The organism is Bradyrhizobium iriomotense (assembly GCF_018130765.1).
Lineage (GTDB): Bacteria > Pseudomonadota > Alphaproteobacteria > Rhizobiales > Xanthobacteraceae > Bradyrhizobium > Bradyrhizobium iriomotense_A.
The window spans coordinates 510,998-537,212 of record NZ_JAFCJZ010000002.1 but is presented as its reverse complement, the minus strand read 5'-3'; the positions used below and the strand labels follow the sequence as shown (position 1 = coordinate 537,212).

At 65.1% G+C, this 26,215-nt stretch carries 31 protein-coding genes; 11 read left to right on the top strand and 20 right to left on the bottom strand.

The features are described from left to right. Nucleotides 1-29: 29 nt before the first annotated feature. The 6 genes from JQ635_RS05950 to JQ635_RS05925 form a co-directional block, all read right to left on the bottom strand. Nucleotides 30-761 carry a GntR family transcriptional regulator gene (locus tag JQ635_RS05950; RefSeq protein WP_211408929.1) on the bottom strand — a complete coding sequence of 244 codons (732 nt, stop codon included), beginning with the start codon at nucleotides 759-761 and terminating at the stop codon, nucleotides 30-32. Nucleotides 762-839: 78 nt separating this feature from the next. Next, nucleotides 840-2,147 carry an adenylate/guanylate cyclase domain-containing protein gene (locus tag JQ635_RS05945; protein ID WP_211408928.1) on the bottom strand — a complete coding sequence of 436 codons (1,308 nt, stop codon included), beginning with the start codon at nucleotides 2,145-2,147 and terminating at the stop codon, nucleotides 840-842. A gap of 130 nt (nucleotides 2,148-2,277) precedes the next feature. Continuing rightward, a complete protein-coding gene (locus JQ635_RS05940; protein ID WP_211408927.1) occupies nucleotides 2,278-3,441 on the bottom strand; it encodes an ABC transporter permease in 1,164 nt (387 codons plus the stop codon). After that, complete coding sequence (locus JQ635_RS05935; RefSeq protein ID WP_211408926.1) at nucleotides 3,438-4,370, bottom strand: ABC transporter ATP-binding protein; 933 nt, start codon at nucleotides 4,368-4,370, stop codon at nucleotides 3,438-3,440. Before JQ635_RS05935 ends, JQ635_RS05940 begins: the two co-directional genes overlap by 4 nt. Then, a complete protein-coding gene (locus tag JQ635_RS05930; protein WP_211408925.1) occupies nucleotides 4,367-5,155 on the bottom strand; it encodes an HlyD family secretion protein in 789 nt (262 codons plus the stop codon). Before JQ635_RS05930 ends, JQ635_RS05935 begins: the two co-directional genes overlap by 4 nt. Continuing rightward, nucleotides 5,152-5,847: a TetR/AcrR family transcriptional regulator gene (locus JQ635_RS05925; protein WP_211408924.1), complete on the bottom strand. Its 696-nt coding sequence runs from the start codon at nucleotides 5,845-5,847 to the stop codon at nucleotides 5,152-5,154. Before JQ635_RS05925 ends, JQ635_RS05930 begins: the two co-directional genes overlap by 4 nt. 108 nt (nucleotides 5,848-5,955) lie before the next feature. On the opposite strand from JQ635_RS05925, the gene JQ635_RS05920 reads away from it, so the two are divergent. The 3 genes from JQ635_RS05920 to JQ635_RS05910 are packed head-to-tail and all read left to right on the top strand — an operon-like array spanning nucleotide 5,956 to nucleotide 7,172. Next, nucleotides 5,956-6,291: an ArsR/SmtB family transcription factor gene (locus JQ635_RS05920; protein WP_011088398.1), complete on the top strand. Its 336-nt coding sequence runs from the start codon at nucleotides 5,956-5,958 to the stop codon at nucleotides 6,289-6,291. Continuing rightward, nucleotides 6,288-6,746: an SRPBCC family protein gene (locus tag JQ635_RS05915; RefSeq protein WP_211408923.1), complete on the top strand. Its 459-nt coding sequence runs from the start codon at nucleotides 6,288-6,290 to the stop codon at nucleotides 6,744-6,746. The genes JQ635_RS05920 and JQ635_RS05915 overlap by 4 nt, the downstream gene beginning before the upstream one ends. 12 nt (nucleotides 6,747-6,758) lie before the next feature. Beyond that, nucleotides 6,759-7,172 (top strand): GFA family protein, encoded by a 414-nt coding sequence (locus JQ635_RS05910; RefSeq protein ID WP_211408922.1) that lies wholly within the window; start codon nucleotides 6,759-6,761, stop codon nucleotides 7,170-7,172. 10 nt (nucleotides 7,173-7,182) lie between these two features. Here the strand turns inward: JQ635_RS05910 and adhP are convergent, their stop codons facing one another. The 11 genes from adhP to JQ635_RS05855 all read right to left on the bottom strand — a co-directional run bounded on the left by adhP (nucleotide 7,183) and on the right by JQ635_RS05855 (nucleotide 16,432). Beyond that, on the bottom strand, nucleotides 7,183-8,208 hold the full coding sequence (gene adhP / locus JQ635_RS05905; protein ID WP_211408921.1) for an alcohol dehydrogenase AdhP: 1,026 nt from the start codon (nucleotides 8,206-8,208) through the stop codon (nucleotides 7,183-7,185). 148 nt (nucleotides 8,209-8,356) lie between these two features. Continuing rightward, nucleotides 8,357-8,767: a DUF2000 family protein gene (locus tag JQ635_RS05900; RefSeq protein ID WP_211408968.1), complete on the bottom strand. Its 411-nt coding sequence runs from the start codon at nucleotides 8,765-8,767 to the stop codon at nucleotides 8,357-8,359. A gap of 159 nt (nucleotides 8,768-8,926) precedes the next feature. Next, a complete protein-coding gene (locus JQ635_RS05895; protein WP_211408920.1) occupies nucleotides 8,927-9,316 on the bottom strand; it encodes a DUF4189 domain-containing protein in 390 nt (129 codons plus the stop codon). 227 nt (nucleotides 9,317-9,543) lie between these two features. Next, on the bottom strand, nucleotides 9,544-11,148 hold the full coding sequence (locus tag JQ635_RS05890; protein WP_211408919.1) for an NTP transferase domain-containing protein: 1,605 nt from the start codon (nucleotides 11,146-11,148) through the stop codon (nucleotides 9,544-9,546). After that, on the bottom strand, nucleotides 11,145-11,846 hold the full coding sequence (locus JQ635_RS05885) for an XdhC family protein (RefSeq protein ID WP_211408918.1): 702 nt from the start codon (nucleotides 11,844-11,846) through the stop codon (nucleotides 11,145-11,147). The genes JQ635_RS05890 and JQ635_RS05885 overlap by 4 nt, the downstream gene beginning before the upstream one ends. Nucleotides 11,847-11,848: 2 nt before the next feature. Next, nucleotides 11,849-12,172, bottom strand: coding sequence for an XdhC family protein (locus tag JQ635_RS05880; protein ID WP_092227990.1), 324 nt, complete (start codon nucleotides 12,170-12,172; stop codon nucleotides 11,849-11,851). Between the two features lie 11 nt (nucleotides 12,173-12,183). Next, a complete protein-coding gene (locus JQ635_RS05875) occupies nucleotides 12,184-13,386 on the bottom strand; it encodes a vWA domain-containing protein (protein ID WP_211408917.1) in 1,203 nt (400 codons plus the stop codon). A gap of 145 nt (nucleotides 13,387-13,531) precedes the next feature. Then, nucleotides 13,532-14,455, bottom strand: a complete 924-nt coding sequence (locus JQ635_RS05870) for an AAA family ATPase (RefSeq protein ID WP_211408916.1) — start codon at nucleotides 14,453-14,455, stop codon at nucleotides 13,532-13,534. 61 nt (nucleotides 14,456-14,516) lie between these two features. Then, a complete protein-coding gene (locus JQ635_RS05865) occupies nucleotides 14,517-15,323 on the bottom strand; it encodes an FAD binding domain-containing protein (RefSeq protein ID WP_211408915.1) in 807 nt (268 codons plus the stop codon). Between the two features lie 27 nt (nucleotides 15,324-15,350). Beyond that, nucleotides 15,351-15,836, bottom strand: a complete 486-nt coding sequence (locus tag JQ635_RS05860; RefSeq protein ID WP_008137528.1) for a (2Fe-2S)-binding protein — start codon at nucleotides 15,834-15,836, stop codon at nucleotides 15,351-15,353. 149 nt (nucleotides 15,837-15,985) lie between these two features. Then, a complete protein-coding gene (locus JQ635_RS05855) occupies nucleotides 15,986-16,432 on the bottom strand; it encodes an SRPBCC family protein (RefSeq protein ID WP_211408914.1) in 447 nt (148 codons plus the stop codon). A 183-nt stretch (nucleotides 16,433-16,615) separates the two neighbouring features. Here JQ635_RS05855 and JQ635_RS05850 point away from each other — a divergent pair, with 183 nt between their 5' ends. From JQ635_RS05850 to JQ635_RS05840, 3 genes are all read left to right on the top strand, one after another. Further along, nucleotides 16,616-17,971 carry a 3-carboxy-cis,cis-muconate cycloisomerase gene (locus JQ635_RS05850; protein WP_211408913.1) on the top strand — a complete coding sequence of 452 codons (1,356 nt, stop codon included), beginning with the start codon at nucleotides 16,616-16,618 and terminating at the stop codon, nucleotides 17,969-17,971. 16 nt (nucleotides 17,972-17,987) lie between these two features. Next, on the top strand, nucleotides 17,988-18,770 hold the full coding sequence (gene pcaD, locus JQ635_RS05845) for a 3-oxoadipate enol-lactonase (protein ID WP_211408912.1): 783 nt from the start codon (nucleotides 17,988-17,990) through the stop codon (nucleotides 18,768-18,770). Nucleotides 18,771-18,894: 124 nt separating this feature from the next. Then, on the top strand, nucleotides 18,895-19,287 hold the full coding sequence (locus JQ635_RS05840; RefSeq protein ID WP_026312440.1) for a carboxymuconolactone decarboxylase family protein: 393 nt from the start codon (nucleotides 18,895-18,897) through the stop codon (nucleotides 19,285-19,287). Here JQ635_RS05840 and JQ635_RS05835 read toward each other — a convergent pair. Together JQ635_RS05835 and JQ635_RS05830 are read right to left on the bottom strand one after the other, a co-directional pair. Further along, nucleotides 19,249-19,773 (bottom strand): hypothetical protein, encoded by a 525-nt coding sequence (locus JQ635_RS05835; RefSeq protein ID WP_211408911.1) that lies wholly within the window; start codon nucleotides 19,771-19,773, stop codon nucleotides 19,249-19,251. The two genes, JQ635_RS05840 and JQ635_RS05835, sit on opposite strands and share 39 nt — an antisense overlap. Nucleotides 19,774-19,956: 183 nt before the next feature. Further along, nucleotides 19,957-20,127 carry a hypothetical protein gene (locus JQ635_RS05830; RefSeq protein WP_211408910.1) on the bottom strand — a complete coding sequence of 57 codons (171 nt, stop codon included), beginning with the start codon at nucleotides 20,125-20,127 and terminating at the stop codon, nucleotides 19,957-19,959. A 292-nt stretch (nucleotides 20,128-20,419) separates the two neighbouring features. Between JQ635_RS05830 and JQ635_RS05825 the strand changes: the two genes are divergently transcribed. The 5 genes from JQ635_RS05825 (at nucleotide 20,420) to JQ635_RS05805 (ending at nucleotide 25,529) form a co-directional block, all read left to right on the top strand. Further along, nucleotides 20,420-21,337, top strand: a complete 918-nt coding sequence (locus JQ635_RS05825) for an ABC transporter permease subunit (RefSeq protein WP_211408909.1) — start codon at nucleotides 20,420-20,422, stop codon at nucleotides 21,335-21,337. Between the two features lie 30 nt (nucleotides 21,338-21,367). Further along, nucleotides 21,368-22,669: a high-affinity branched-chain amino acid ABC transporter permease LivM gene (gene livM / locus JQ635_RS05820; protein ID WP_211408967.1), complete on the top strand. Its 1,302-nt coding sequence runs from the start codon at nucleotides 21,368-21,370 to the stop codon at nucleotides 22,667-22,669. Between the two features lie 11 nt (nucleotides 22,670-22,680). After that, nucleotides 22,681-23,520 (top strand): ABC transporter ATP-binding protein, encoded by an 840-nt coding sequence (locus tag JQ635_RS05815; RefSeq protein ID WP_246583314.1) that lies wholly within the window; start codon nucleotides 22,681-22,683, stop codon nucleotides 23,518-23,520. Then, nucleotides 23,517-24,260: an ABC transporter ATP-binding protein gene (locus JQ635_RS05810; RefSeq protein ID WP_183240402.1), complete on the top strand. Its 744-nt coding sequence runs from the start codon at nucleotides 23,517-23,519 to the stop codon at nucleotides 24,258-24,260. Before JQ635_RS05815 ends, JQ635_RS05810 begins: the two co-directional genes overlap by 4 nt. Before the next feature lie 150 nt (nucleotides 24,261-24,410). After that, nucleotides 24,411-25,529 (top strand): branched-chain amino acid ABC transporter substrate-binding protein, encoded by a 1,119-nt coding sequence (locus JQ635_RS05805; RefSeq protein WP_211408907.1) that lies wholly within the window; start codon nucleotides 24,411-24,413, stop codon nucleotides 25,527-25,529. A gap of 80 nt (nucleotides 25,530-25,609) precedes the next feature. Here JQ635_RS05805 and JQ635_RS05800 read toward each other — a convergent pair whose 3' ends face one another. Then, nucleotides 25,610-25,996 (bottom strand): response regulator, encoded by a 387-nt coding sequence (locus JQ635_RS05800; protein ID WP_211408966.1) that lies wholly within the window; start codon nucleotides 25,994-25,996, stop codon nucleotides 25,610-25,612. Nucleotides 25,997-26,215: the final 219 nt, after the last annotated feature.

The window sequence follows — 26,215 nt, the reverse complement described above, 5'->3', positions numbered from 1 at the left end:
GCTTGATTTGTTGTTGAGAGCGGCTGCTCTCACCGGATCTCGGCGTGATAGCGGAAGCGATCGGCGGGTCCGCGCGACCTTCGCCATTCGATCGGTCGCCGCTCGAGGTCGAGCGCGAGGCGCTCGATCACGATCAGCGGCGCATGGGCCTCGAGCCTGAGCAAGCGCGCCTGCATCTCGTTGGCGGTCTCGACGGTCAGGATTTCCTCGGCCGAGACCACAACCTCGCCGCAGCGCTCCTCGTAGAGCGGATACAGGAGGTCGCCGAATTCGGCGGTGTCGATGTCGAGGATCGGCGCGAAGCGCGACTGCTGCAGCCATATCTCCTCGGCGAGCAGCGGCACGTCGTCGATCAGGCGCAGGCGCGACAGGCTGATCACGGGCTCGCCGACGGGGATGCGCAGCGCCGATGCGACCGCCGATGTCGCCGGCACACTTTTGCGCCGGATGATGCGGCTCTTCGGCACGCGCCGCTCGCCGCTCTCGGACTGGAAGCGAAAGAAGCGGAACAGCGAGGAATTGAAGCGCGCGCGGCGCACGAAGGTGCCGCGGCCCTGCTGCCGCTCCAGCACGTTATCGCTGACGAGCTGGTCGATCGCCTTGCGCACGGTGCCGATGGCGACGCCGTAATGCGCAGCCAGCTCGGCTTCCGACGGGATCGGTTCGCCCGGCCGCCACTCATTACGGTTGATCCGCGCGGCGAGATCGTCGCGCAGGCGCTGATAGCGTGGCAGGCGGTCGTCGAGCGGCGCTGAATTCATATAGTCATATAGATGACTAGATGAGATGAGAGTCAAGCGCTACCTTGATACCGCCAAAGCTTACGTGGCGCCGAGGCCCTACCCCAGCTGAAACACCGCCACCTTCTGCTCGTAGCCGCGCACCTCGACCTCGCCGAGCGGGACGGCATCGTCACCGTCCTTCCCCAGCGCTTCGCGCACGGATGCAGAGATCAGCAGCTGCGAGCCGAACTCCTTGTTCAGCGCCTCCAGGCGCGAAGCGAAGTTCACGGTGTCGCCGATCACCGTGTACTCCTTGCGCCGGGGCGAGCCGATATTGCCGGCGACGACCTCGCCGAAATGAATGCCGATGCCGATCCGCAGCGGCCAGTTCGTCTCCGCATTGATGCGGTCCATAGCGGTCAGCATCTCGCGGCCTGCAGCGACCGCACGATGCGCGGCGTCGGAGGCTTCCAGCGGCGCGCCGAACAGTGCGAGGAAGCCGTCGCCCAAAAACTTGTTCACGATGCCGCCCTCCCGGTCGAGGATGTCGACCAGCACCGCGAAGGCGCCGTCGAGCCGGTCAACCACCTCCTGCGGGGTGCGCGACTGCGCGCCGGCGGTGAAGCCGCGGAAGTCGACGAACATCACCGCGACGCGGCGGACGTCGCCGCCCGCGCTGGTTCCCGACGCCATCAGCCGTTCCACAACTTGCGGCGAGACGTGCTGGCCGAACAAATTGGTCACGCGGTCGCGCGCGGTGGCGGCTGCGATGCTCGCGGCAAACTGGCGGCGGAGCTGCGCGCCGACGGAGCCTGCGAGCACGCCGCAGACCAGGATGACGGTGCTGCGCACAGCGTGGAAGTAGATCAGCGGCTCGCCGGCGTCGCTCGCCGAATTGTAATACAGCGCGACGGCCAGGAGTTGGGCCGCAGCCACGAATCCCGTGAAGGTCGACAGCCAGAAATCGAGCCGCAGCGTCGAAAGAATGACGAAGATGAAATAGACCAGTGGCAGCACGAAACCAAGCGCGGGCCCAGCGCCCATGCTGCGGATCTGCAGGATCAGGATGATCGTCGGCAGCGACGTTTCGATAAAGGCGCCGATATAGCGCCGGATCACCGGCAAGTCGCGATCGAGCTTGAGGTTTCGCCTGATCTGGCTGTGGACCCAGGCTTCGAAGAGGATGAAGCCCCCCAACAGGATGTATTCGCGGACGAGGCCCTCCGTCCCGCGCCAGACCCGGTTCACGAGAGCAGGGTCGATCAGGAAGGTCGAGGTGAGGAACAGGATCATGACGCAACCGGTGATGATCAGTGTCCGCACCCGCAACAGCTCGGTGCGCAGCACCTCCCGCGTCAGCTCGCGCTCGAAATCCTCGGACAAGGCGGCATGCTGCCGCATCTTCCTGCTCGCAAACCTGGCCATTCCACCCCCTGGTCATTCCGGGACGCGACGCAGTCGCGAACCCGGAATCTCGAGATTCTCAGGTGCGCAATTGCGCACCATAGTCCGATGCCAACGCATCGCCCCGGAATGACATCGGGGCCAGTTTGCCTCAATCCAGGGTGCGGCGGAAGCGCGTCACGGCGATGGTCATGGCGATCAGCATCAGGGCCGCCAGCGCCAGCGCGTCGAAATGCAGATTATGCATGCTCGCGCCCTTCAGCATGATGGCGCGGACGATGCGCAGATAATGGGTCAGCGGCAAGGCCTCGCCGACATATTGCGCCCAAGCCGGCATCCCCGCGAACGGGAACATGAAGCCGGAAAGCAGAATGCTCGGCAGGAAGAACATCATCGACATCTGCATCGCCTGGAGCTGGTTCTGCACCAGCGTCGAGATCGTGTAGCCGATCGACAAATTGGTGGTGATGAACAACGTCGAGAGCAGCGCCAGCAGGAACAAATTGCCGAGCACGGGCACGCCGAACAGGAACACGCCGATGCTGATGATCAGGAAGGCCTGGACGAAGCCAACCAGCACGTAAGGGATGATCTTGCCGAACATCACCTCGACCGGCTTGATCGGCATCGACAACAGGCTCTCCATGGTGCCGCGCTCGACCTCGCGCGTGACCGAGAGCGCAGTGAAGATCAGCATGGTCATGGTGAGGATGGTGCCGACGAGGCCCGGCACGATGTTGAGGCTCGACGCCGCGGCCGGATTGTAGCGGGCATGCGCCCGGATCTCGAACGGCATCTCCGGGGGATCGCCGATGTAGAGATCGTGCTTGAGCGCGGTCTGCACGATCATGCCGAGCGAGCCGAGCGCGGAGCTTGCGGCCACCGGATCGGTGGCATCAGCCGCGACCAGCAGTGCCGGCTTGTCGCCCCGTCGCACCGCCCGCTCGAAGCCGCGGGGGATCTCGACGCCGAACAGCACCTTGCCCGATTTCAACAGATTGTCGAAATCATCGACGTCGTGCACCTCGTACATGAAGCGGAAATAGGCGGTGTTCTCCAGCGCCTTCAGGATCGAGCGGGCAAGATCGGAGTCCTCCTGCAGCAACACCGCGCTCGGCAGATTGTGCGGCGTGGTGTTGATGGCATAGCCGAACAGCAGGAGCTGCATCACAGGCAGCATCACGATCATCGCGAATGAGACGCGGTCGCGCCTCAGCTGGATGAACTCCTTGATCAGCATCGCGTAGGAGCGCCGCAGGAAGCCGAAGCGCTCGCGGATTTCGGGTGCAGGGGCCGGATGATCGATTGCGCTCATTGGAAATTGTCCCTGGAGCGGCTCATCAACTCGATGAAGACGTCTTCGAGCGATGGCGATGATTTCTGCCAATGCAGGTCGCTCTTCTCGCGCCACGGCGCGATGCTGTCTTCGAGCGCGGCGACGTCGCGCCCCGAAACGTGCAGCGAGGTCCCGAACGGCGCCACCATGTCCACGCCCGGCTTGCCGGTGAGCGCGGCCGGGAGCCCGTTGAGGTCCTCGCCCGTGACGGTGTAGGTCGTGAGCGCCGATTTCGCGATCACCTCCTCCACCGTGCCGTGGGCCAGCAGATGGCCGTAGGCGATGTAGGCGATCTCGTGACAGCGCTCGGCTTCGTCCATGTAGTGGGTCGAGACCAGCACGGTGAGGCCGTCGGCAGCAAGCGCATGGATCTCGTTCCAGAAGTCGCGCCGCGCCTTGGGATCGACGCCCGCCGTCGGCTCGTCCAGCAGCAGCAGCTTTGGACTCGGCAGTGTGCAGGCCCCCAGCGCCAGCCGCTGCTTCCAGCCGCCGGAGAGTTCGCCCGCAAGCTGCTCCTCGCGGCCCGAGAGCCCGAGCCGCCTGATCATGTCGCGTGCGGCGCCGCGCGCGTCAGTGAGGCCATAGAGCCGTGCGACGAATTCGAGATTCTCCCGCACCGACAGGTCCTGGTACAGGCTGAAGCGCTGGGTCATGTAGCCGACCTGGCGCTTGATCTTCTCGGCGTCGCGCCGGATATCGTAGCCGAGACAGGTGCCCTCGCCGCTGTCGGGCGTCAGCAGGCCGCAGAGGATGCGGATGGTGGTGGTCTTGCCCGAGCCGTTGGGCCCGAGGAAGCCGTAGATCGAGCCGCGCTTCACCTGCATCGACAGATCGTGCACGACCTCGCGGCCGCCGAACGACTTGGACAGGCCCTTGACGTCGATCGCGATGCCGTTGCCGCCGTTCATCGCTTGTCCGCCACTGGAGTCTTCGGATTGAGGTAGACGTCGATCGGCTGTCCCACGCGCAAGGCATCGGGACGCGAGGGCCGCGCCTGGATCAGATAGACCAGCTTGTTGCGCTCCTCGAGGCTGTAGATGACAGGCGGGGTGTATTCGGCCGAGGTCGCGATGAAGTAGATCTTCGCGGTGAGATCGGCCGCGCAATTGTCGCACGCGATCCGCACCGTGTCGCCGATCGCAAGCTTCGGCAGCTCGGCCTCCGGCACGAAGAAGCGCAGCTTCATGTTGCCGGGCGGCATGATCGAGAGCACCGGCCGCTGCGCCGCCACCATCTCGCCCTCGCGAAAATAGATCTGCTGGATGGTGCCGGCGACAGGCGCAAAGCCCTTGCGCCGGGCCATCCGCGTCTCCGACGTCGCCACCCGCGCTTCTGCCACGCGCAGAGCGGAGACGGCCGAGTCGAGATTGGCCTGCGTGCCCGCCCCGGTCTTGCTGAGCGAGGCCGCACGGTCGTAGGTCTGCTGCGCATTCGCCAGCGTCGCCTTGTTCTGGTTGAGATCGGCGAGTTGGAGATCGTCGTCGACGGAATAGAGCTGATCGCCGACCTTGATCTCGTCGCCCTCGCGCACGCTGAGCTTCGTCACCCGGCCCGCTTCATCCGGACTGACATAGATCATGTCCGCCTCGACCCAGCCCTGGAAACCGGGATCGCGCTTCTCGTTGCATCCGGCAAGGCCGGTTGCGAGCACGAGCGCCAATGCCAATGAAGAAAATATCCGCGACGACGTCATGTCGTCCTCCGTTCGCCAAAAATCAAATCAAGATGAACGCGCAGCATGTCTTGCGCGTCGAGCGGCGCATGCCGTGCAAACAGGCTCTGCCAGATCACTGCGATCATCGCGGGCGCGACCAGGATCTGCGGATAGCGCGCGAGATCCTTTTCGCGGATCTCGCCGCGGGCAATCCCGAGCTCGATCAGCGCGCGCATCGCGGCGATCCCGCGCGAGACCACCTCGCGGTAGTAGAAATCGGCGACCGCGGGAAAGCGCGGCCCCTCCGCCACGATCAGGCGCACGAGATCGCCGCGCCTGGTGCCGATCACCTCCTTGAGGAAGTTGCCGGCGAAGGCTTCGATGAGGTCGCGCACCGAGCCCGCCGGCGGCGGCAGCGCCGTCAGCCGCGCCACGACAGGCACGATGACGATGCGCACCAGCTCCTCGAACATCGATTCCTTGTCCTTGAAGTGCAGGTAGATCGTGCCCTTGGCGACCCCGGCGCGCTTGGCGATGTCGTCGAGCCTGGTCGCGGCAAAGCCGCGCGCGATGAATTCCTCCATCGCCGCCTCAACGATCGCCGCACGCCGCTCCGCCGCGCGTGCAGCGCGGTTCGAGGCGGGTACCTCCACGCTGCCAGCAGGCGCAGAGCCCTTCGCGCTGGCGCGAGGTGCGGACGGCAAGGCGGTTTGGGTCGGCTTCTTGGTCATTTGAAATATATGACTGACTGGTCAGTCATAGTCAAGACAGTGAGGCAGCCCTATTCCAGCGAATAGATTAGCATTGACTAATTCATTAGCAGATGCTAATTGAACCGTATGATTGAAGCCGCCCCAAATCCCGTTACCACCGTGATGCGTGCCCTCGCCGATCCGACGCGGCGCGCCGTGTTCGAGCGTGTGTTCGAGAGCAAGGAGATCAGCGTCGCCGAGCTGACGCGCGGCAGCGGCGTGACCCAGGGCGCGATCTCGCAGCACCTGAAATCGTTGAAGCAGGCCGGCCTCGTCGCCGAGCGCGCCGAGGGCCGCAACGTCTACTACCGCGCCGCGCCGCAAGGACTCGAGCCGCTGGTGACCTGGATGGATCATTACGGCGTCTTCTGGCGCGAGCGCTTCCAGAACCTGCGTGACCTCTTGAAGGAGATCGATCCGTGAGTGCAGCCGCGTTGAAAGCCGAAACAAAGGACATCGTCATCGACGAGGTCTTCCCTCACACGGCCGAGACGATCTGGAAGGCGCTGACCAGCGCGCAGCTGATCGCGCGCTGGCTGATGCAGCCGACCGGGTTCGAAGCCGTCGAAGGCAACGCCTTCACGTTTCAGACCAAACCGGGCGGCAATTGGGACGGCGTCATCCATTGCCGGGTTCTCGAGGTCGTGGCGTTCAGGCGCCTCGTCTATGCCTGGAAGGGCGGGGACGAGCGCAACACCGGCTATGGCGCGCCGCTCGACACTGTCGTGACCTGGTCCCTCACCCCGGTCGAAGCCGGCACGCGGATCCGCCTGGTTCATGCCGGCTTCGTCCTGCCCAGGAACGAGTCGGCCTACACGGTGATGAGCGGCGGCTGGAAGAAGGTCGTCCGCCAGCTCGACGAGATCAGTGGCGAGTAAGGAGTTATCGCGATGGACAAGCCCTATACCGGCGGCTGCGCCTGCGGCGCGATCCGCTATTCGATTGTCGGTGAGCCGCTGTTCAGCAATCACTGCCAGTGCCGGGACTGCCAGCGGGAAAGCGGCAGCGGCCACGGCTCCTACGCGACCTTCGCGCGCGCCGGCGTCACGCTGAGCGGCGAGGCAAAGCACTGGGACATGGTCGGCGACAGCGGCAATGTGAAGACGCGCGGGTTCTGTCCGCAGTGCGGTCTGCCGGTCTATTTGACCTTCGCCGCGATGCCCGATGTCTTCACCATCCGCGCCGCGAGCCTCGACGAGCCCGCCCGCTACAAACCGCAGGCGGTGACCTACGGAGCGCGCGGGCATGGCTGGGATCATCTCGATCCGGACTTGCCGAAATTCGAAGGCATGCCGCCGGGGTGAGGTCCCGGCGCTAGCCAAAGTCCAGCACCATGCGGCCGTCGATCTTGCCGGCCTTCATGCGGTCGAAGACGTTGTTGATCTCGGCAAGCGGCACCTTCGTCACCTCGGCTTTGACCTTGCCGTCGGCGGCGAATGCGATGGCCTCATCCAGGTCGCGGCGGGTACCGACGATGGAGCCGCGCACAGTGATGCGCTTGAGCACGACATCGAAGATCGGCGTCGGGAACTCGCCCGGCGGCAGACCGACAAGGCTGACGGTGCCCTTCCGCCGGACCATCTTCAGCGCTTGGGCGAATGCCGGGGTCGAGACCGCGGTCACCAGCACGCCGTGAGCTCCGCCGCCGGTTGCCGCCAACACCTTGTCCACCGCATCGGCTGCAAGCGCGTTCACGGCGAGATCGGCGCCGGTCTCGCGTGCGAGCTCGAGCTTGTCTTCGGCAATGTCGACGGCCGCAACCTTGAGCCCCATCGCCTTGGCGTACTGAACCGCGACGTGGCCGAGCCCGCCGACGCCCGAGATCACGACCCACTCGCCGGGCTTTGCCTCGGTCTCCTTCAAACCCTTGTAAGTGGTGACGCCCGCGCAGAGGATCGGCGCGATGCCCGCGAAATCAATCGTTGCCGGCAGCTTTGCGGCGAAGGCGGCCGAGGCGATGACATATTCGGCGAAGCCGCCGTTCACGCTGTAGCCGGTGTTGTGCTGGTGCTCGCACAGCGTCTCCCAGCCGGTCTCGCAATATTCGCACGACATGCAGGCGTCATGCAGCCAGGCGACGCCGACGGCATCGCCGACCTTCAGGTTCTTCACGCCGGGCCCGAGCGCCGCGACGATGCCGGCGGCTTCGTGGCCGGGGATGAAGGGCGGAACCGGTTTCACCGGCCAGTCGCCGGAGGCGGCGTGCAGATCGGTGTGGCAGACGCCGCAGGCCTTGACCTTGACCAGGACCTCGCCGGGACCGGGCTGCGGCACCGGCACGTCCTCGATCACCAGCGGCTTGCCGAATTGTCTGACGACTGCGGCTTTCATGGTCGGCATGAGTCTGCTCCGTTTTGAATTGCGGAAACAGACTAGCGGCGACGGGCTGCGCGCCTTTGATTGGAGTCAAACCGCACAAAGTTTACGCAAAGCGCTCGCGCGATCGTGACACCGCGATGACAACGCGGCGCGAAGCGCCACCGACGAGTCAGCTGTGGAACTTTAACCCATCGACGATCTTGTCGATCACCTTGCGTTCGGCACGCATCGCGATCCCGACGAGATTGAGATCGGGGCGCGCCACCGCCCTCACCGCCTCGCGATTGGCGGCGTCATGCGTCGTCTTGAACATGTCTTCGGTATAGACGGCAGCCTTGACGCCACGCGTCAGTGCGCGATCGAGTGCGCGCGACAACGCCGGGGCATCGGCGCCGTAGATCAGGATCGGCTGGCCAATCAGCGAGAGATATTCCGTGCTTGAGGCATCCTCATAGGGCTCGCCGACGCATTCGGGAAACGCAGCCGCGATGCCGCTGGTGAGAAAGGCCGCAACGTTGAGCTTCTGCCAGGCCTGAAGATCGGTGCGGATCACGACGGCGATCTTGGTGTCGAACTGCATCTTTTCCTCAACTGTCATTCCGGGGCGCGCCGCTTGGCGCGAGCTAAGGTGCGCAATTGCGCACCCGAGAATCCATACTCCCGATAGTGGTTATGGATTCCGGGCTCGATGCTACGCATCGCCCCGGAATGACAGCAAGAGGAATCAGCGTTCGAAAAATCAGCCTTTTACGTCGCAGGCCCAGGCGCGGATCACGCATTCCTTGCCGCCGTACTTGTAGCATTCGCGCGTGGCGGCATTGAGCGAAGCCGAGATCTTCGGCTTGACGGCGTAGCCGTAAGCGCCGCAGGGGTTGGCGAGATCGACCGACATCGCCGCGCAAGCGCGCTTCATCGTCACCGTCGTGCAATCGCCCTTGCACTGCTTCTGCGCGGCGGCCCGGGCTTCGTGCTCGGCGCCGTAGTCAAAGGCCTGACCATAAGCGCCGCACTTGCCGACTGCAAAGGCGCCGGCGGCGTGCGCATTGGTGATGTGGCGGGCACCGGCAACACAGACCGACAGCGCAAAGAAAAACATCGCGCAACGGCGCGCGACGACGTTCGAAGCCATGGAAAAACCCCTCACCCCCAAGGCAGGTGGCGGCAACTCTAAGCGGCGGTCGTTTCCAGATGGTGAACGGGTGGTTGAAATCGGAGAGTTGGGAGATGCCGTAGGGTGGATTAGCGAAGCGTAATCCACCAACTTGGCTCAGCAAACGAGGAAGCATGGTGGGTTACGCCCAGCGCCTACGCTTCGCGCAGCCGCAAGGCTAACCCACCCTACGGATCACGGCACCTTCATCCCCGTCGTGCCGCTTCCAGCGCCTGCGGCGTGTCGATGTCGAGGAAGGCGCTCTCGCCGTCGACCGGCACTTCGGCGACGGCTTCGGTGTGCTTGGCGATCAGGTGCCGCGCGCCGACGTCGCCGTCGAGCGTCATCAACTCCCTAAAGAAGCGGCGCGACCACAGCACGGGATTGCCGCGGCGGCCCTCGCTGACGGGCACGACGATGAGATTGCCGCGATCCGGCGCAAAACTGTCGATGAGACGATCGATCAGGCCGGCGTCGATCAGCGGCATGTCGCCGAGACAAACCAGGGCGCCGTCGCAGGTCTCGGGCACAGCCGCGATGCCAGCCTTGACCGAGCTGGCGATGCCGCCTGCGAAATCCGGATTGCGAACGAACTTTACCTTCAGACCTTGCAGCGCCTGCTCGACCAGCTCGGTCTGATGGCCGGTGACGACGATCACCTCGGATGCTTTCGAAGCCAGCGCCTGCTCGGCCGCGATGCGCACCAGCTTCTTGCCATCGAGCTCGGCGAGCAGCTTGTTCGGTCCGCCCATGCGCGTGGAACGGCCGGCCGCGAGCACGATGGCGGCGACCTGGCTGTTGCCCTCGGTCTCCGGCTGTGCGCGCGGCTGCGGCCGCGTCACGATTTCCATCAAGAGGCCGCCGACGCCCATGCCCATCAGCTCGGACCGCGTCACCTTGATGCCGGCGAGAAGCCGCATCAAGACCCAGTCGAACCCGTTCTCGACCGGCGAGCGGGCGCAGCCCGGCGCGCCCAAGACCGGCACGCCGCCGGCCCGCGCGATCAGCAGGAGATTGCCGGGATCGACCGGCATGCCGAAATGCTCGATCTCGCCGCCGATCCCGGTGACGGCCGCGGGGATGACGTCACGGCGGTCGGCGATCGCAGACGCCCCGAAGACGATGACGAGCTCGGCGCCGATCGCGAGCAACTCCTTGATCGCCGCCGACAGCGCCCGCTCGTCGTGCTGGACCCGCCGCTCGGCGATGATGCTGGCGCCGGCCGGCGCAAGGCGCTCGGCAGTGACGCGCAGCGTCTTGTCGATTACCTTGGACGACAGGCCCGGCAGCAGCGTCGAGACCACGCCGACGCGCTGGATCACGTAAGGCGCGATCTTGAGGACGTCCTTGCCCGCGGCCATCACCGCGGCATCACGCAAGCTTCCTTCGACGCCGAACGGGATGATCTTGACGGTGCCGACCATCTCGCCCTCGACCACCGGCTTGAAAGCGGTGAGCGTCGCAAAGGTTATGGCCTCGTCGATATTGTTGATGCGGTCGACCGCGGCGCGGTCGATCACCAGCACGCCCGGCTGCGCCGCGAACAGATTGGCGCGGCCGGTGAAGGCGCGCTCGACATGGATGCCCTCGCCGCCGACGGCAAGCGCGATGCTGGCGGCCGCAACGTCCTCGGAGACGTCGCCCGCCTCCATGCGAACGACGACAATGTCCTTGATGCCGGCGCGCTCGAGCTGCTCGACCTCGGCAGGTCCAATGGTCGTGCCCTTCTTCAGCACCAGAGGTCCCTGGCGCAGGGTGTGGACGGTCACCCCGCCGATCGCATCCTTGGGGCTCGCCGGGCCGAATTTCATGCCGCTTCTTCTTTTTCCTTGGGAGGCAGCCGAAGCACCGCCGTGATCTCGGCCATGATCGACACCGCGATCTCCGACGGCGAGACCGCGCCGATCGCTAGCCCAATGGGCGCGTGGATGCGCGCGATGTCGCTCTCCTTCGCACCCTGTGCCCGCAGCCGGTCGCCGCGCTTGGCGTGCGTCTTCCGCGAGCCGAGCGCACCGATATAGAAGCAGTTGCGCTCGAAGGCGTGCAGCAGCGCGGGATCGTCGATCTTGGGATCGTGCGTCACCGCGACGAACGCCGTGTAGGCGTCGACATTGAGCGGCGGCAGCGCCGTGTCGGGCCATTCCGCGACCAGCGGAATGTCGGGAAAGCGCTCGGGGCTCGCAAACGCCGTGCGGGGATCGACGACGGTGACGTCATAGCCGAGCGAGCGCGCCAATGGCGCGAGCGCCTGGCTGATATGGACGGCGCCGATGATGACGAGCTTTGCGGTCGGCGCGTAGACGTTGAGGAACAGTTTTTTGCCGCCGGCTTCGACATTGGCGCTCTTGCCCATGCGAAGCTGCTTCTCCAGCTCGGCCCGCAGCGGGTCTTTTGCGAAGTCCGCAGCCTTCACCAGGCGCTGCTCGCCGGTCTCGGTCTCGGTGACCAAAATCACCGGCCGGCGCGCGGCGCGCTCGGCATTGAGTTCGTGCAAAATCGCGAGCTTCACGGCTAGCCGACCTTCTCGACGAAGACGCGGATGGTGCCGCCGCAGGACAGCCCGACATTCCAGGCGGTCTCGTCGGCGACGCCGAACTCCAGCATTTTTGGCTTGCCGCTCTCGATCACGTCCATGGCCTCGGTGACCACGGCGCCCTCGACGCAGCCGCCGGACACGGAGCCGAGGAAGGTCCCCTCGTCGTTGATGACGAGGCTCGAGCCCGCCGGACGCGGCGCCGAGCCCCAGGTCTCGACAACGGTGGCGAGCGCGACGCCACGGCCGGCCTTGTGCCAGTCCTCCGCCGCCTTCAGAATGTCCTCGTCGCGATCGAGCATGGTTAAGCCTCTCAAGCTGCGGAGCGGATCAGGCTGCGGTGATGCGGCGGCAGCGGCCGGGAGAGCGTCGTGATCAGCTCCTGGATCGAACTCAAATTATGCACGGGCCGGAATTCGTCAACGTGCGGGAGCATCATTTTGATGCCCTGGGCCTTGGCCTCGAAGCCGCCGAACCGCAGCAGCGGGTTGAGCCAGATCAGCCGCCGGCAGGACCGGTGCAGCCGGTCCATCTCGAAGGCCAGCCTGGAATCGGCCTCCCGCTCCAGGCCGTCGGAGATCAGGAGCACGATGGCGCCCTGGCTCAGCACCCGCCGCGCCCACAATTTATTGAAGTTGTGCAGCGAGGCCGAGATTCGCGTGCCGCCGGCCCAGTCCTCGACCGAGGCCGAGCAGCTCGCCAGCGCCTCGTCGGGATCGCGCTGGCGCAGCGCCCGGGTGACGTTGGTGAGGCGCGTGCCGAACAGGAACACCGAGACGCGCTTTCGCGCATCCGTGATCGCATGCAGGAAATGCAGGAACAGGCGGGTGTACTCGCTCATCGAGCCCGAGATATCGAGCAGCGCGACGATCGGCGCCGGCTTCTCGATCCGCCCCAAGCGATGGATGTCGATGATGTCGCCGCCGGTGCGTAAAGATGCCCGCAGCGTGCGGCGGAGGTCGAGGCGCAGGCCGCGAGCATCAGGCCTATGCCGGCGCGTCAGCAGCTCAGCCTGCGGCAGGTGCATCCGCTCGACGGCGTGAAGCGCCTCGGCGATCTCGGCCGCGCTCATCTGTGCAAAGTCCTTCTTCTGAAGGATCTCCTTGTCGGAGACCGACAGGCGCAAATCCTGCTCCTGGTGCTGCGGCGTCTCGGTCATGCGCGGCTGCGACATCGCCTCCTGGACGCGGCGGGCGCCGGCCTGCGGCTTCTTCTTGGCCTGCTCCGGTAGCGGCACCGAATCCAGCATGTGCTTCCATTCTTCGGAAGGCCGGAAGAAGAGGTTGAAGGCCTGCTTGAAGATCAGCGCATGTTCATGGCGCTTGACGAAGATCGCCTCGAGCGTGGTGAAGACATCGGACCGGTTGCCGATGTCGATCACCTGCAGCGCGCTCATGGCATCGATGACGGCGCCAGGGCCCACCGGCATGCCGGCGGAGCGTAGCGCGCGGGCGAAGCCGACGATGTTGTCGGCGAACTGCTCCGTCTGCTCGGGGGCAAGGTGGTTGATGGCCATGGTCTCGTATCCATCCCCTCGTCATTCCGGGGCGCGCCGCTTGGCGCGAGCCCGGAATCCATTCATCCACCGTCCTTGCGGCGCGATGGATTCAGGGTTCGCGCTACGCGCGCCCCGGAATGACGAGCTAGTTATGACGCGCGCGTCAATTCTCGCTCGTCGCTTCCTTCAGCACCTTCTGCAGGGTGTCGCCCTGCATGCGGGTGATGTCGTCCTGGTACTTGAGCAGCGCGCCCAGCGTGTCGCCGACCACTTGCGGGGTGAGCGAGCGGGCGTCGAGCTCGGATAGTGCAGTGGCCCAGTCGATGGTCTCGGCGACACCCGGCGACTTGTAGAAGTCCTGGTTGCGCAGCGCCTGCACGAAACGCACGACCTGCTGCGACAGCTTTGCGGAGATGCCGGGCACGCGCGTCTTGACGATCGCAAGCTCGCGCTCGGCGGCGGGATAGTCGACCCAGTGATAGAGGCAGCGCCGCTTCAGCGCGTCGTGGATCTCGCGGGTGCGGTTGGAGGTGATGATGACGATCGGCGGATGCGGCGCCCTCACGGTGCCGAATTCGGGGATGGTCACCTGGAAGTCACTGAGGATTTCGAGCAGGTAGGCTTCGAACGCCTCGTCGGCGCGGTCGAGCTCGTCGATCAGCAGCACCGGCGGACCGGCAACGTCGGGCTCCAGCGCCTGGAGCAGCGGCCGCTTGATCATGTAGCGATCGGCGAAAATGTCGCTCGAGAGCTGCTCGCGATCGGTGTCGCCGGCGGCTTCCGCCATCCGGATCGCGATCATCTGCGCCGCGCTATTCCACTCGTAGACCGCGGAGGAAACGTCGAGGCCTTCATAGCACTGCAGGCGGATCAGCTTCCGCCCCAGCGCCGCCGACAACACCTTTGCGATCTCGGTCTTGCCGACGCCGGCCTCGCCTTCCAGGAACAGCGGCCGGCCCATGCGCAGCGACAGATACGTCACCGTCGCCAGCGCCCGCTCGGCCAGATAGCCGCGCGAGGTCAGGAGTTCGAGCATCGCATCGACCGATGCCGGCATGGCACCGGAAGTATTGGCCGCTGAAGTCATGAAAGGCCAGTCTCGTTTACGCCCTCACACGGGGCAAGTATCGGGCCAGTTGGTGGCCCGCTTATTCCTTTGCGTTGGCCGCATCGACCGCCCGCCGCGTCAGCACACCGATGAGATGCGCGCGGTATTCGGCGCTGCCGTGGATGTCGCTGTTGAGACCTTCCGCCGGCACGTCGATGCCATCCAGCACCTTCGACGAGAAGCGCTTCTTCAGCGCTTCCTCGAATGCGGTGACACGGAACACGCCTTCGGAGCCGGCGCCGGTGACGGCAACACGCACGTCCGACGGACGGCGCGCCACGAACACGCCGACCAGCGCGTAGCGCGAGGCCTGGTTGCGGAATTTGATATAGGCGGCCTTCTTCGGCAGCGGGAACATCACCTTGGTGATGATCTCGTCGGCTTCCAGCGCGGTCGAGAACAGGCCCTGGAAATACTCCTCGGCCTTGAGACGGCGCTTGTTGGTGACGATGGTGGCGCCCAGCGCGAGCACCGCAGCCGGATAGTCCGCGGTCGGATCGTTGTTGGCGAGCGAGCCGCCGATCGTGCCCCTGTGGCGCACCGCGGGATCGCCGATCCCGCCGGCAAGGCTCGCCAGCGCCGGAATGGCTTCACCGACGATCGCGGAGGTCGCGACCTCCGCATGCTTGGCGGTGGCGCCGATCACGAGCGAGCGGCCCTTCATCTCGATCGTGTTGAGCCCCTCGATATGGGAGAGGTCGACCAGATGCGGCGGGCTTGCGAGGCGCTGCTTCATGACGGGAATCAGCGTGTGGCCGCCGGCGATCACCTTGGCGTCCTCGTTCTTCACCAGGAGGTTGGCCGCCTGGCGCACGGTGCCGGGGCGATGATATTTGAATTCGTACATCTGAATGTCCTGATCGCGGGATGCGCGTTACGCGAGATCGGATTTCGCCATCGCCTTGGCGCCGGCGGAGATCGAGGCGACGATGTTCTGGTAACCGGTGCAGCGGCAGAGATTGCCTTCTAGTTCTTCCCGGATCGTATGGTCGTCGAGCTCGTTGCCCTTGCGGTGCACGATGTCGATCGCGGTCATGATCATGCCCGGCGTGCAGAAGCCGCACTGCAGGCCATGGTGCTCGCGGAAGGCTTCCTGCATCGGATGCAGCGGCGCACCATCGGCGGCCAGCCCCTCGATCGTCTTGACCTCGTGACCGTCGGCCATCACCGCAAGCGTGGTGCAGGACTTCACGGCCTTGCCGTCGAGATGCACGACGCAGGCGCCGCACTGCGAGGTGTCGCAGCCGACATGGGTGCCCGTCAGGCGCAGATTCTCGCGCAGGAACTGCACCAGCAGCGTGCGGGGATCGACGTTTGCCGTCACAGGATTGCCGTTCACGATGAGGGAGATTTTTGCCATAAGCACTCTCTATCAGCGCCCCGACGGGTCCCGTCGAAGCGGTTCTTATAATTATTCCAACCTATCATATGGGCCATTGTCCCCTGGGGCAACATCACCCCGGACGCAAGGCGCCATGCCGAAAGGCGATAGGTTTCAGCCCTGTACCGCTAGCCCTGTACAGCTTTGGCGAAGTTCGCGAAAAACTCGTCGGCCAGCTTCTTCGCGGCGCCGTTGATCAGGCGCTGCCCAAGCTGCGCCAACTTGCCGCCGATCTGCGCCTCGACGTCGTAGGAGAGCAGCGTGCCGCCGTCCTTCTCCGCGAGCTTGACCGCCGCTCCGCCCTTGGCGAAGCCGGCCACCCCGCCCTCGCCTTCGCCTGAGATCTTGTAGCCGTTCGGCGGGTCGAGATCTGAGAGCGTCACCTTACCCTTGAAGCGCGCCGACACCGGCCCGACCTTCATTTTTGCCGTTGCGCGGAAGCCACCGTCCTCGGTCCTCTCCAGCTCCTCGCAACCGGGGATGCAGGCCTTCAGCACCTCGGGATCGTTGAGCTTGGCCCACACGGCCTCACGCGGCGCTGCGAGCTGGACTTCGCCGTTCATTGTCATGGCCATGGGGTGCCTCCCGGAATCTTGAACCTGGGTCGCGTAACTATAGTGCTGCTCAAGTAACGCACGGAGGCCACAAAGGAAAGGGCACGCCTGGTCACGTGCAATGCATATTCGCAACTGCAAAAAGCTTGCGCGAGCGGTTTTGGATTGGCAGAGCCGGGCCATGATGGTTAGGTCCCGCACGATATGAGCACATCCCTCTCCCCCCTGCTCGCGCCGATGCTGTCCAGCGCGGCCATGCGCGCCGTCTGCGACGATCAGTCGACGCTGCAGAACATGCTCGATTTCGAGGCAGCCCTGGCGCGGGCCGAGACCGCCACGGGCGTGATTCCCGCGGCCGCCGTCGGGCCCATTGAAGCCGCCTGCAAGGCCTCTTCCTTCGACATCGCGGCCCTGGCCGACGCCGCGACGCGATCCGGCAATCTCGCGATTCCCCTGGTGAAGGCGCTGACCACCAATGTCGCGAAAGCAGATGCGGAGGCCGCGCGCTACGTGCATTGGGGCGCGACCAGCCAGGATGTCATCGACACCGCGACCATGCTGACGCTTCGCGCCGGCATCGACGCTCTCGATGCCGACCTCAGCCGCGCCATCAAAGGTTTTGCGGCGCTCGCTCGCACCCATCGCAACACCGCCATGGTGGCGCGGACCTGGCTCCAGCACGCGCTGCCTATGCCGTTCGGGCTGAAGGCCGCGGAATATGCCGCAAGCCTCGCCCGTGCCCGCTGTCGCCTCAGGCGGCTCCGCCGCGAGGGCCTGGCACTGCAATTCGGCGGCGCCGCCGGTACGCTCGCCGCCCTCGGCGACAAAGGGCTCGCAGTCGCCGAACGATTGGCGCAGGAGCTCGACCTGCCACTGCCGGAGGCGCCCTGGCACACCCATCGCGACCGCATCGCGGAAGCGGCATCAGCCTTTGCGATCCTTGCCGGCAGCTGCGGCAAGATCGCGCGCGACGTCTCGCTGCTGATGCAGACCGATGTCGGCGAAGCCTTCGAGCCCGCCGGCGAAGGTCGCGGCGGCTCGTCGACCATGCCGCACAAGCGCAACCCGGTCGCCGCCGCAAGCGCGCTGGGCGCAGCCACCATGGCGCCGCAGCTCGCCGCGACGATTTTTGCCGCTCAAGTGCAGGACCATGAGCGCAGCGCCGGTCCCTGGCACGCCGAATGGCCGACGCTGCCGCAATTGATGCTGGTTGCTTCCGGTGCGCTCGCCGCCATCGTCGACATCGCCGAAGGGCTCGATGTCGATGCCGCGCGCATGCGCAGCAACCTCGATGCGACGCATGGGCTGATCATGGCCGAGGCCGTCACCTTCGCGCTGGCGGACAAGATCGGCAAGAGCGACGCACATCATCTCGTCGAGGCCGCGAGCAAGCGCGCGGTTGCCGAGAAGAAGCATCTGCGCGAGGTGCTGTCAGGCGATTCGCAGGTCACCGCGCATCTCGCACCGGAAAAAATTGCGGCATTGTTCGAGCCGATGGCCTATCAAGGGGCTTCGCAGGCCTTGATCGACCGCCTGCTCGACAGCCTCGATCGCGAATAGATACGGAGACGCCAGCATGCCCATGATCGATGCCGACGGTTGCCTGATCAACGTCTCCGTCGAAGGCCGCGACGGCGGGCCAACCCTGATGCTGTCCAACTCGCTCGGCTGCACGCTGCAGATGTGGGAGCCGCAGATGAAGGCGCTGACGCAGGTGTTCCGCGTCATCCGCTACGACCGCCGCGGCCACGGCAAGTCCAACGTTCCGCCTGGTCCCTACACGATGGAGCGGTTCGGCCGCGACGTGCTCGCGATCCTCGACGACCTCAATATCGAGAAGGTGCATTGGTGCGGCCTGTCGATGGGCGGCATGGTCGGGCAATGGCTGGGCGCCAATGCCCCGGAGCGCTTCGGCAAGCTTATCCTCGCCAACACCTCCTGCTACTATGCCGAGCCGACCAAATGGCTGGAGCGCATCGATGCGGTGAAGAAGGGCGGCATTGCGGCGGTCGCCGATGCCGTGATCGCGGGATGGCTCACCCAGGATTTCCGCGAACGCGAGCCCAAGATCACGGCGAAGATGAAATCGATGCTGCTGGCTTCCCCTGTCGAAGGCTATCTCGCCTGCTGCGAGGCGCTGTCGACGCTCGACCAGCGCGCGCTGCTGCCGAAGATCAAGAGCCCGACGCTGGTGATCGCCGGCCGCCACGACATGGCGACACCGATCTCGGCGGCCGAGCTGATCCGCTCGAACATTCCCGGCGCCAGCATGACCATCATCGACGCCGCGCACATTTCCAACGTCGAGCAGCCGCATGCGTTCACGGATGCGGTGGTGGGATTTTTGACGCAGCGCTGATTGCGCGCATCGTCATTCCGGGGCGATGCAAAGCATCGAACCCGGAATCTCGATCGGCATTCACAACCTCGAGATTCCGGGTTCGCCTCTTCGAGGCGCCCCAGAACTGATCCGGAGAAACACCATGGACGACCAGAAGCGCCGCGATGCCGGCATGAACGTGCGCCGAAAGGTGCTGGGCAATGCCTGGGTCGACAAGTCGATCGCGAACCGCAATGCCTTCAACACCGATTTCCAGGACCTGATCACGCGCTATGCCTGGGGCGAGATCTGGACGCGGCCGCATTTCGATGAGCGCACGCGGCGGGTGCTCGTCATCGGCACCATGGTCGCGCTCGGGCAATGGGACGAATTCCGCCTGCATGTGCGCGCGGCGCTCGCCGAGGGCGGCTTCACGCCTGATGACATCAAGGAAATCCTGCTCCAGCAGGCGATCTATTGCGGAGTGCCGGCGGCGAACCACGCCGTCAAGGAAGCCTCAGCGATTGTGCAGGAGCTCGGTCTGCTCAAGAGCTAGCGGCGCAGCGGCCTCGACGGCCTTTGGTGCCGGCTCCGGCCGTTCGATCAACACCACGATCGCAGCCCCCAGGAGCAGCAGAAGCTCGGTCGCGTGCAGGCGGAGGGCGGCCATCTCGCCGACCTTCGAGGCCATGACCATGCTCGCAAACGAGATCAGGCTGCCGAGCGCCAGCGCAATGCCGAGCGCCTCGTCACTACCGCCGTTCCTGCGGGTCCGGGGAATGCACAGCAGCACGAGGTAGATCGCAAAGAACGCCACGACGGTGAGCCGTCCCAGCGCCAGCAGCCAGGCCGCACGCACCGTGTCCATCCCCGCCATCTGGAGATGATCGCTGAGAAAGAGCGCCACCGCGACGCTCGGCCGCTCATAGAGGCCGTGCACCGGCGCAACGAAGATGTTGAAGGCGACCAGCGCCCAGGCCGGGATGAAATAGGCCGCCAGCAGTGCGCCGTTGACCGAGCCGATCCGCCAATTCCTGAACATGCCGCTATCCGCTTCGCCTGCCATCCGCCTTCGAGGGAAGGCTTTACCGGGAGCTAACTCGCATCGGACCATGGCGGCAATTTAAACCCTTTGTTTACCTTAACTGCCCGGCTGGCCGGTGCGCCGAACCAAGAAGAAGGCCCCGCCTTCCGGCGGGGCCCCTCCTACTCCTAGGCTCCCAAACTACTCGTCCTGGCCGCGCTGGCCGCCCTGCTGCTGGCCGGGCCGATCACCCTGGCGCATCGGGTCCTGCTGCTGCTGTCCGGGTTTCTGGCCGCCGCCCTGCTGTTGCGGGTTGCGCTGGCCGGGGTTCTGACTCTGCTGACCCGGATTCTGGTTCTGCTGCTTCGTCATTCGGGGAAACTCCCTTGTTGGACGTCAGAGGGGTCATAACGGCCGGCCTCCATTTTGGTTGCCCCGCGGAACCCGGTTCCTCGCACCTGCGGAACCTCCGAGATGACATCCGTAACCAAAATGACCTCTGTACAAGACCTTCTGCCGAGGCGTGAGCTGTTGCGGCGGCCAGTTCCCTCCTGTTACAAAACCGGCAGAACGCTCAAGGGCTGCCGGGGCCCGAGAAGAAACTCAATCACTCTCTCTCGAAGAAGCTCCCTTTGAGCCGCGTCAGGTTTGGTAACGGCAGCCTATGGATTATTTCGCCCAGCAGCTCATCAACGGCCTCGTGCTCGGTTCCATCTACGGCCTGATCGCGATCGGCTACACGATGGTCTACGGCATCGTCGGCATGATCAATTTCGCCCATGGCGACGTCTTCATGATCGGCGGCTTCATCGCCCTGATCACCTTCCTCATCCTGGTTTCGTTCGGCCTCACCGCGATCCCCGTGATCCTGCTCGTCGTGCTGCTGGTGTCGATGGCGATCACCGCACTCTACGGCTGGACCATCGAGCGCATCGCCTACCGGCCGCTGCGCCATTCCTTCCGCCTCGCCCCGATGCTGTCGGCGATCGGCATGTCCTTCGTGCTGACCAATTATTCGCAGGTGGCGCAAGGCGCCCGGGTCAAGCCGATCCCGCCCTTCATTACCGGCGGCTACACGCTGCATGAGAGCACGGACGGCTTCGTCATCCAGCTCTCCAACATCCAGATCATGGTGGTCATGACCACCATCGTGCTGCTGGCGATCTTCACCTGGCTGGTGTCGCGCACCCGGCTCGGACGCGACATGCGCGCCTGCGAGCAGGACCAGACCATGGCGGCACTGCTCGGCGTCGACGTCGACCGCACCATCTCCATGACATTCGTGATCGGCGCGGCGCTCGCCGCGGTCGCCGGCCTGATGTACCTGCTCTATTACGGCCTGGTCGACTTCTTCATGGGCTTCGTCGCCGGCATCAAGGCGTTCACCGCCGCCGTGCTCGGCGGCATCGGCTCGCTGCCGGGCGCCATGCTCGGGGGTCTTGCGATCGGCCTGATCGAGACGTTCTGGTCGGCCTATTTCTCGGTCGAATACAAGGACGTCGCGGCGTTCTCGATCCTGATCGTCGTGCTGATCTTCATGCCGACCGGCCTGCTCGGCCGTCCCGAAGTCGAAAAAGTCTGACGGACCGGCCGCGTGACAGCTCCCCCGACCATGACGGCAAAGCCTGCAAAGGGCATCTCCTTCCTCCTCAAGACCGCCTTCATCAACGCCCTCGTCGCGCTGGTGCTGTTCTCGCTGATGGTCGGCATCCGCACCGAGGCAGGCTCCGACGGCCAGCTCACCTATATGACGCGTTTCGGCGAGCTCGCCTCCCTCGTCGGCATCGTGTTCGGCGGCTCGATCGTGATCGAGCTATTGCGGCAGTGGATCGGCCCGACCGGCACCGAGAAGCTGGTGCCGCCGGCGATACAAAGCGGAATGTCGTTCGTCGGCCGCTACCTCGCGCCGGCGCTTCTGATCTTCACGCTGCTGGTACCCGTCATTTTCTATAACCAGCGCTACATCCTCGATCTCGCGATCCTCGTACTCACCTATGTGATGCTGGGCTGGGGATTGAACGTGGTGGTCGGGCTCGCCGGCCTGCTCGATCTCGGCTATGTCGCGTTCTATGCGGTGGGCGCCTATTCCTACGCGCTGCTCGCCACCAATTTCGGCTGGTCGTTCTGGGTCTGCCTGCCGCTCGCCGGCATCCTCGCCGCGTTCTGGGGCGTGCTGCTCGGCTTTCCCGTGCTGCGGCTGCGCGGCGATTATCTCGCCATCGTGACGCTGGCCTTCGGCGAGATCATCCGCCTCGTCATCATCAACTGGCAGAGCCTGACCGGTGGTCCCAACGGCGTCCCCGGCATTCCGCGTCCCACCTTCTTCGGTATCCCGCTCGACAACAGCGATGACGGGTTAGCAGCAAAACTCGGCATCGAGTACTCCTCGACCCACCGCATCATCTTCCTGTTCTACCTGATCCTGGCGCTGGCGCTGCTCACCAATTGGGTGACGATCCGCCTGCGCCGCCTGCCGATCGGCCGCGCCTGGGAGGCCTTGCGCGAGGACGAGGTCGCCTGCCGGGCGCTCGGCATCAACACCACGACGACGAAGCTCACCGCGTTCGCGACCGGCGCCATGTTCGGCGGCTTCGCCGGCGCGTTCTTCGCCACCCGCCAGGGCTTCATCAGCCCGGAATCCTTCACCTTCCAGGAATCGGCGCTGGTGCTCGCCATCGTCGTACTCGGCGGCATGGGTTCCCAGCTTGGCGTGGCCCTCGCCGCGCTCGCCATGATCGGCGGCTTCGAGCTGTTCCGCGGCCTCGAGACCTACCGCATGCTGGTGTTCGGCATGGCCATGGTGCTGATCATGATCTGGCGGCCGCGCGGCCTGATCGGCCATCGTGCCCCGACCGTGTATCTGACCAAGGCGCAGGCGATCTCCTCCGACCTCGTCAAGGAAGGGCACGGATGAGCGGCGACAAGATGAGCGATAAGATTGGCGACAAGATTCTTGGCGTCGACCGGCTGACCATGCGCTTCGGCGGCATCGTCGCCGTGCAGGACCTCTCCTTCGCCGCCGAGCGGAAGAAGATCACCGCGCTGATCGGGCCGAACGGCGCCGGCAAGACCACCGTCTTCAACTGCATCACCGGCTTCTACAGGCCGACCGGCGGCACCATCCGCCTCACCCATGACGACGGCCGGGTCATCGCGCTGGAACGGCTGAACGATTTCCGCATCGCCAAGCAGGCCAAGGTCGCGCGCACCTTCCAGAACATCCGCCTGTTTCCCGGCATGACCGCACTGGAAAACCTGATGGTGGCGCAGCACAACGCCTTGATGCTCGCCTCCGGCTTCACCTTGCTCGGCCTCGTCGGCGCGCCCGTGTACCGGGACGCCGAGAAGCGCGCGATCAATCTCGCCACCGACTGGCTGAGGCGCGTCAACCTGCTCGACCGCGCCGACGACGCCGCCGGCAACCTCGCCTATGGCGACCAGCGCCGGCTCGAGATTGCGCGCGCGATGTGCACCGAGCCCGCGCTGCTGTGCCTGGACGAGCCCGCCGCCGGCCTCAATGCGCGCGAGAGCGCCGCTCTGAGCGAGCTGCTGCTCTCGATTCGCAACGATGGCACCTCGATCCTGCTGATCGAGCACGACATGTCGGTGGTCATGGAGATCTCCGACCACATCGTGGTGATGGACCACGGGGTGAAGATCGCGCAAGGCACGCCGCGCGAGGTCCGCGACGATCCCAAGGTGATCGCCGCCTATCTCGGCACCGACGAGGAAGAGGCGGTGGCCGTGATGGAGGGCGGGACGTGACGGCGGCACCCACTCCCCTGCTCGCGATCCGGTCCTTGCGCGCTGCCTACGGCAAGATCGAGGCGCTCAAGGGCGTCGACGTCGAGATCAATGCCGGCGAGATCGTGGCGCTGATCGGCGCCAACGGCGCCGGCAAGTCGACGCTGATGATGACGATCTTCGGCAAGCCGCGGGCCCGTGCCGGTCAGATCCTGTACGAAGGCCGCGACATCACCGACGTCCCGACCCACGAGATCGCGCATTTGCGCATCGCGCAATCGCCGGAGGGCCGCCGCATCTTCCCGCGCATGAGCGTGGCGGAAAACCTCCAGATGGGGGCCGATGCCACCGGATGCACCGAGGCCGAGCGCGAGGCGACGCTCCAGCGCGTCTTCACGCTGTTTCCGCGGCTGAAGGAACGCTACGCCCAGCGCGGCGGAACCCTGTCCGGCGGCGAGCAGCAGATGCTGGCGATCGGCCGTGCCTTGATGAGCCGTCCCCGCCTGCTCCTGCTCGACGAGCCCTCGCTCGGGCTCGCGCCGCTGATCGCCCGCCAGATTTTCGACGCCATCCGCACCCTGAACCGGCAGGACGGCCTGACCGTCCTGATCGTCGAGCAGAACGCCAACCATGCGCTCAAGCTCGCCCACCGCGGCTATGTCATGGTCAATGGCCTGATCACGCTGGCCGGGACCGGCGCCGAGTTGCTGCAGCGCCCTGAGATTCGCGCCGCCTATCTGGAAGGCGGCCGGCACGGCTGAGCGCGGCCATATGCAACGCAATGTGGCGAGATATCTCCGCCAATGCCCGTATTTTGCCGGTGACTTCTCCTCGAATTCATTCAAGAATGGCGCCGGTTTGGACCGGGCATGCCCGGCGACTTCCACAGGCGACCACCCGCGAGGTATCTCATGAAATCACTGAAGCTCATCGGTCTGGCATTCGGCGCGTCGATCGCGCTGTCGAGCGCGGCATTCGCGCAGGATGTCACCATCGCAGTCGCAGGCCCGATGACCGGCGGCGAGTCCGCCTTCGGCCGCCAGATGAAGAACGGCGCCGAGATGGCGGTGGCCGATATCAACGCCGCCGGCGGCGTCAACGGCAAGAAGCTTGCGCTCTCCGTCGAGGACGATGCCTGCGATCCGAAGCAGGCACGCTCGATTGCCGAGAAGATCGCCGGCTCCAAGATCCCCTTCGTCGCCGGGCACTATTGCTCGTCGTCGTCGATCCCCGCCTCCGAGGCCTATGCGGACGGCAACGTCCTTCAGATCACCCCGGCCTCGACCAACCCGCTCTTCACCGAGCGCAAGCTCTGGAACGTGGCGCGCGTCTGCGGCCGTGACGATCAGCAGGGCCTGATCGCGGCGCAGTACATCGCCAAGAACTTCAAGGGCAAGAACATCGCGATCCTCAACGACAAGACCACCTACGGCAAGGGTCTTGCGGATGAGACCAAGAAGGCGCTCAACAAGGCCGGCATCACCGAGAAGATGTACGAGTCCTATAACAAGGGCGACAAGGACTTCAACGCGATCGTCTCGCGCCTGAAGCGCGACAACATCGACCTCGTCTATGTCGGCGGCTACCATCAGGAGAGCGGCCTGATCCTGCGCCAGATGCGCGACCAGGGCCTCAAGACGGTGCTGATGGCCGGCGACGCGCTCGCCGACAAGGAGTACGCCTCCATCACCGGCCCTGCCGGCGAAGGTACCCTGTTCACCTTCGGCCCCGATCCGCGCAACAAGGCGACCGCCAAGAAGATCGTCGATGCCTTCAAGGCCAAGAACATCGACCCCGAAGGCTATACGCTCTACACCTACGCGGCGATGCAGGTGTGGTCGCAGGCGGCCAAGAAGGCGGGCACCACCGACGCCAAGAAGGTCATGGAGGCGATGAAGGCCGGCAAGTGGGACACCGTGATCGGCCCGATCGAGTATGACGCCAAGGGCGACATCAAGCAGATCGATTACGTCGTCTACAAGTGGGACGCCAAGGGCGGCTACTCCGAGATCAAGGGCAACGGCACCTGACGCGGTTGCCGGGCCTCAGGCTGCCATCCAACACTCACCACGCCCCGGCTTGCCCCGGGGCGTTTCTTCTTGCGCCAAAGTCAGACGGCTGCGGGCAACTCGCCGCCCGCCGCGGCCTGGGCCTTCCGCAGCGCTTGCAGGAGGTCGTTTGGCCGAAACGGCTTTTGCAGGCAGACCACATTGGCGAGGTGAGGCGCTTGCTCCAGGAAATCCAGCGTCGTCATCCCGGACACCGCAATCACGGGGAGTCCCGGCGCTCGCTCGCGCAGGCTCGCGATGACATCGACGCCGCTGGTGTCGCCAAGGAAGATATCGACGATTGCCGCGTCACACGGGCTTTCCGCAAAGGCTTTCAGCCCGGCCGCCCCGCTTTCGGCCTCCACGACCTCGAAACGATTGACCCGAAGCACGATCGCGACCATCGCGCGGACGTCCTTCTGGTCGTCGATGATGAGAACGCGGGGCATAGGGAACAACTCCGGGATATTGAGATCAAATCGAATGATCCAAACCTGGAACCCAACACGGCGGAAGGGCATTATGGCACCGCCCAGTAAAGCGCATCTTACCCGCCCCCTATTCCAAGTTCCCACCAAAATTAAGTAATCTGTAACCTTCGGTTGAGTCGCACGGCAACGGTACAGGATACAAGCCTATAACCCGCTACCATAGAGCTGGCCCACGGC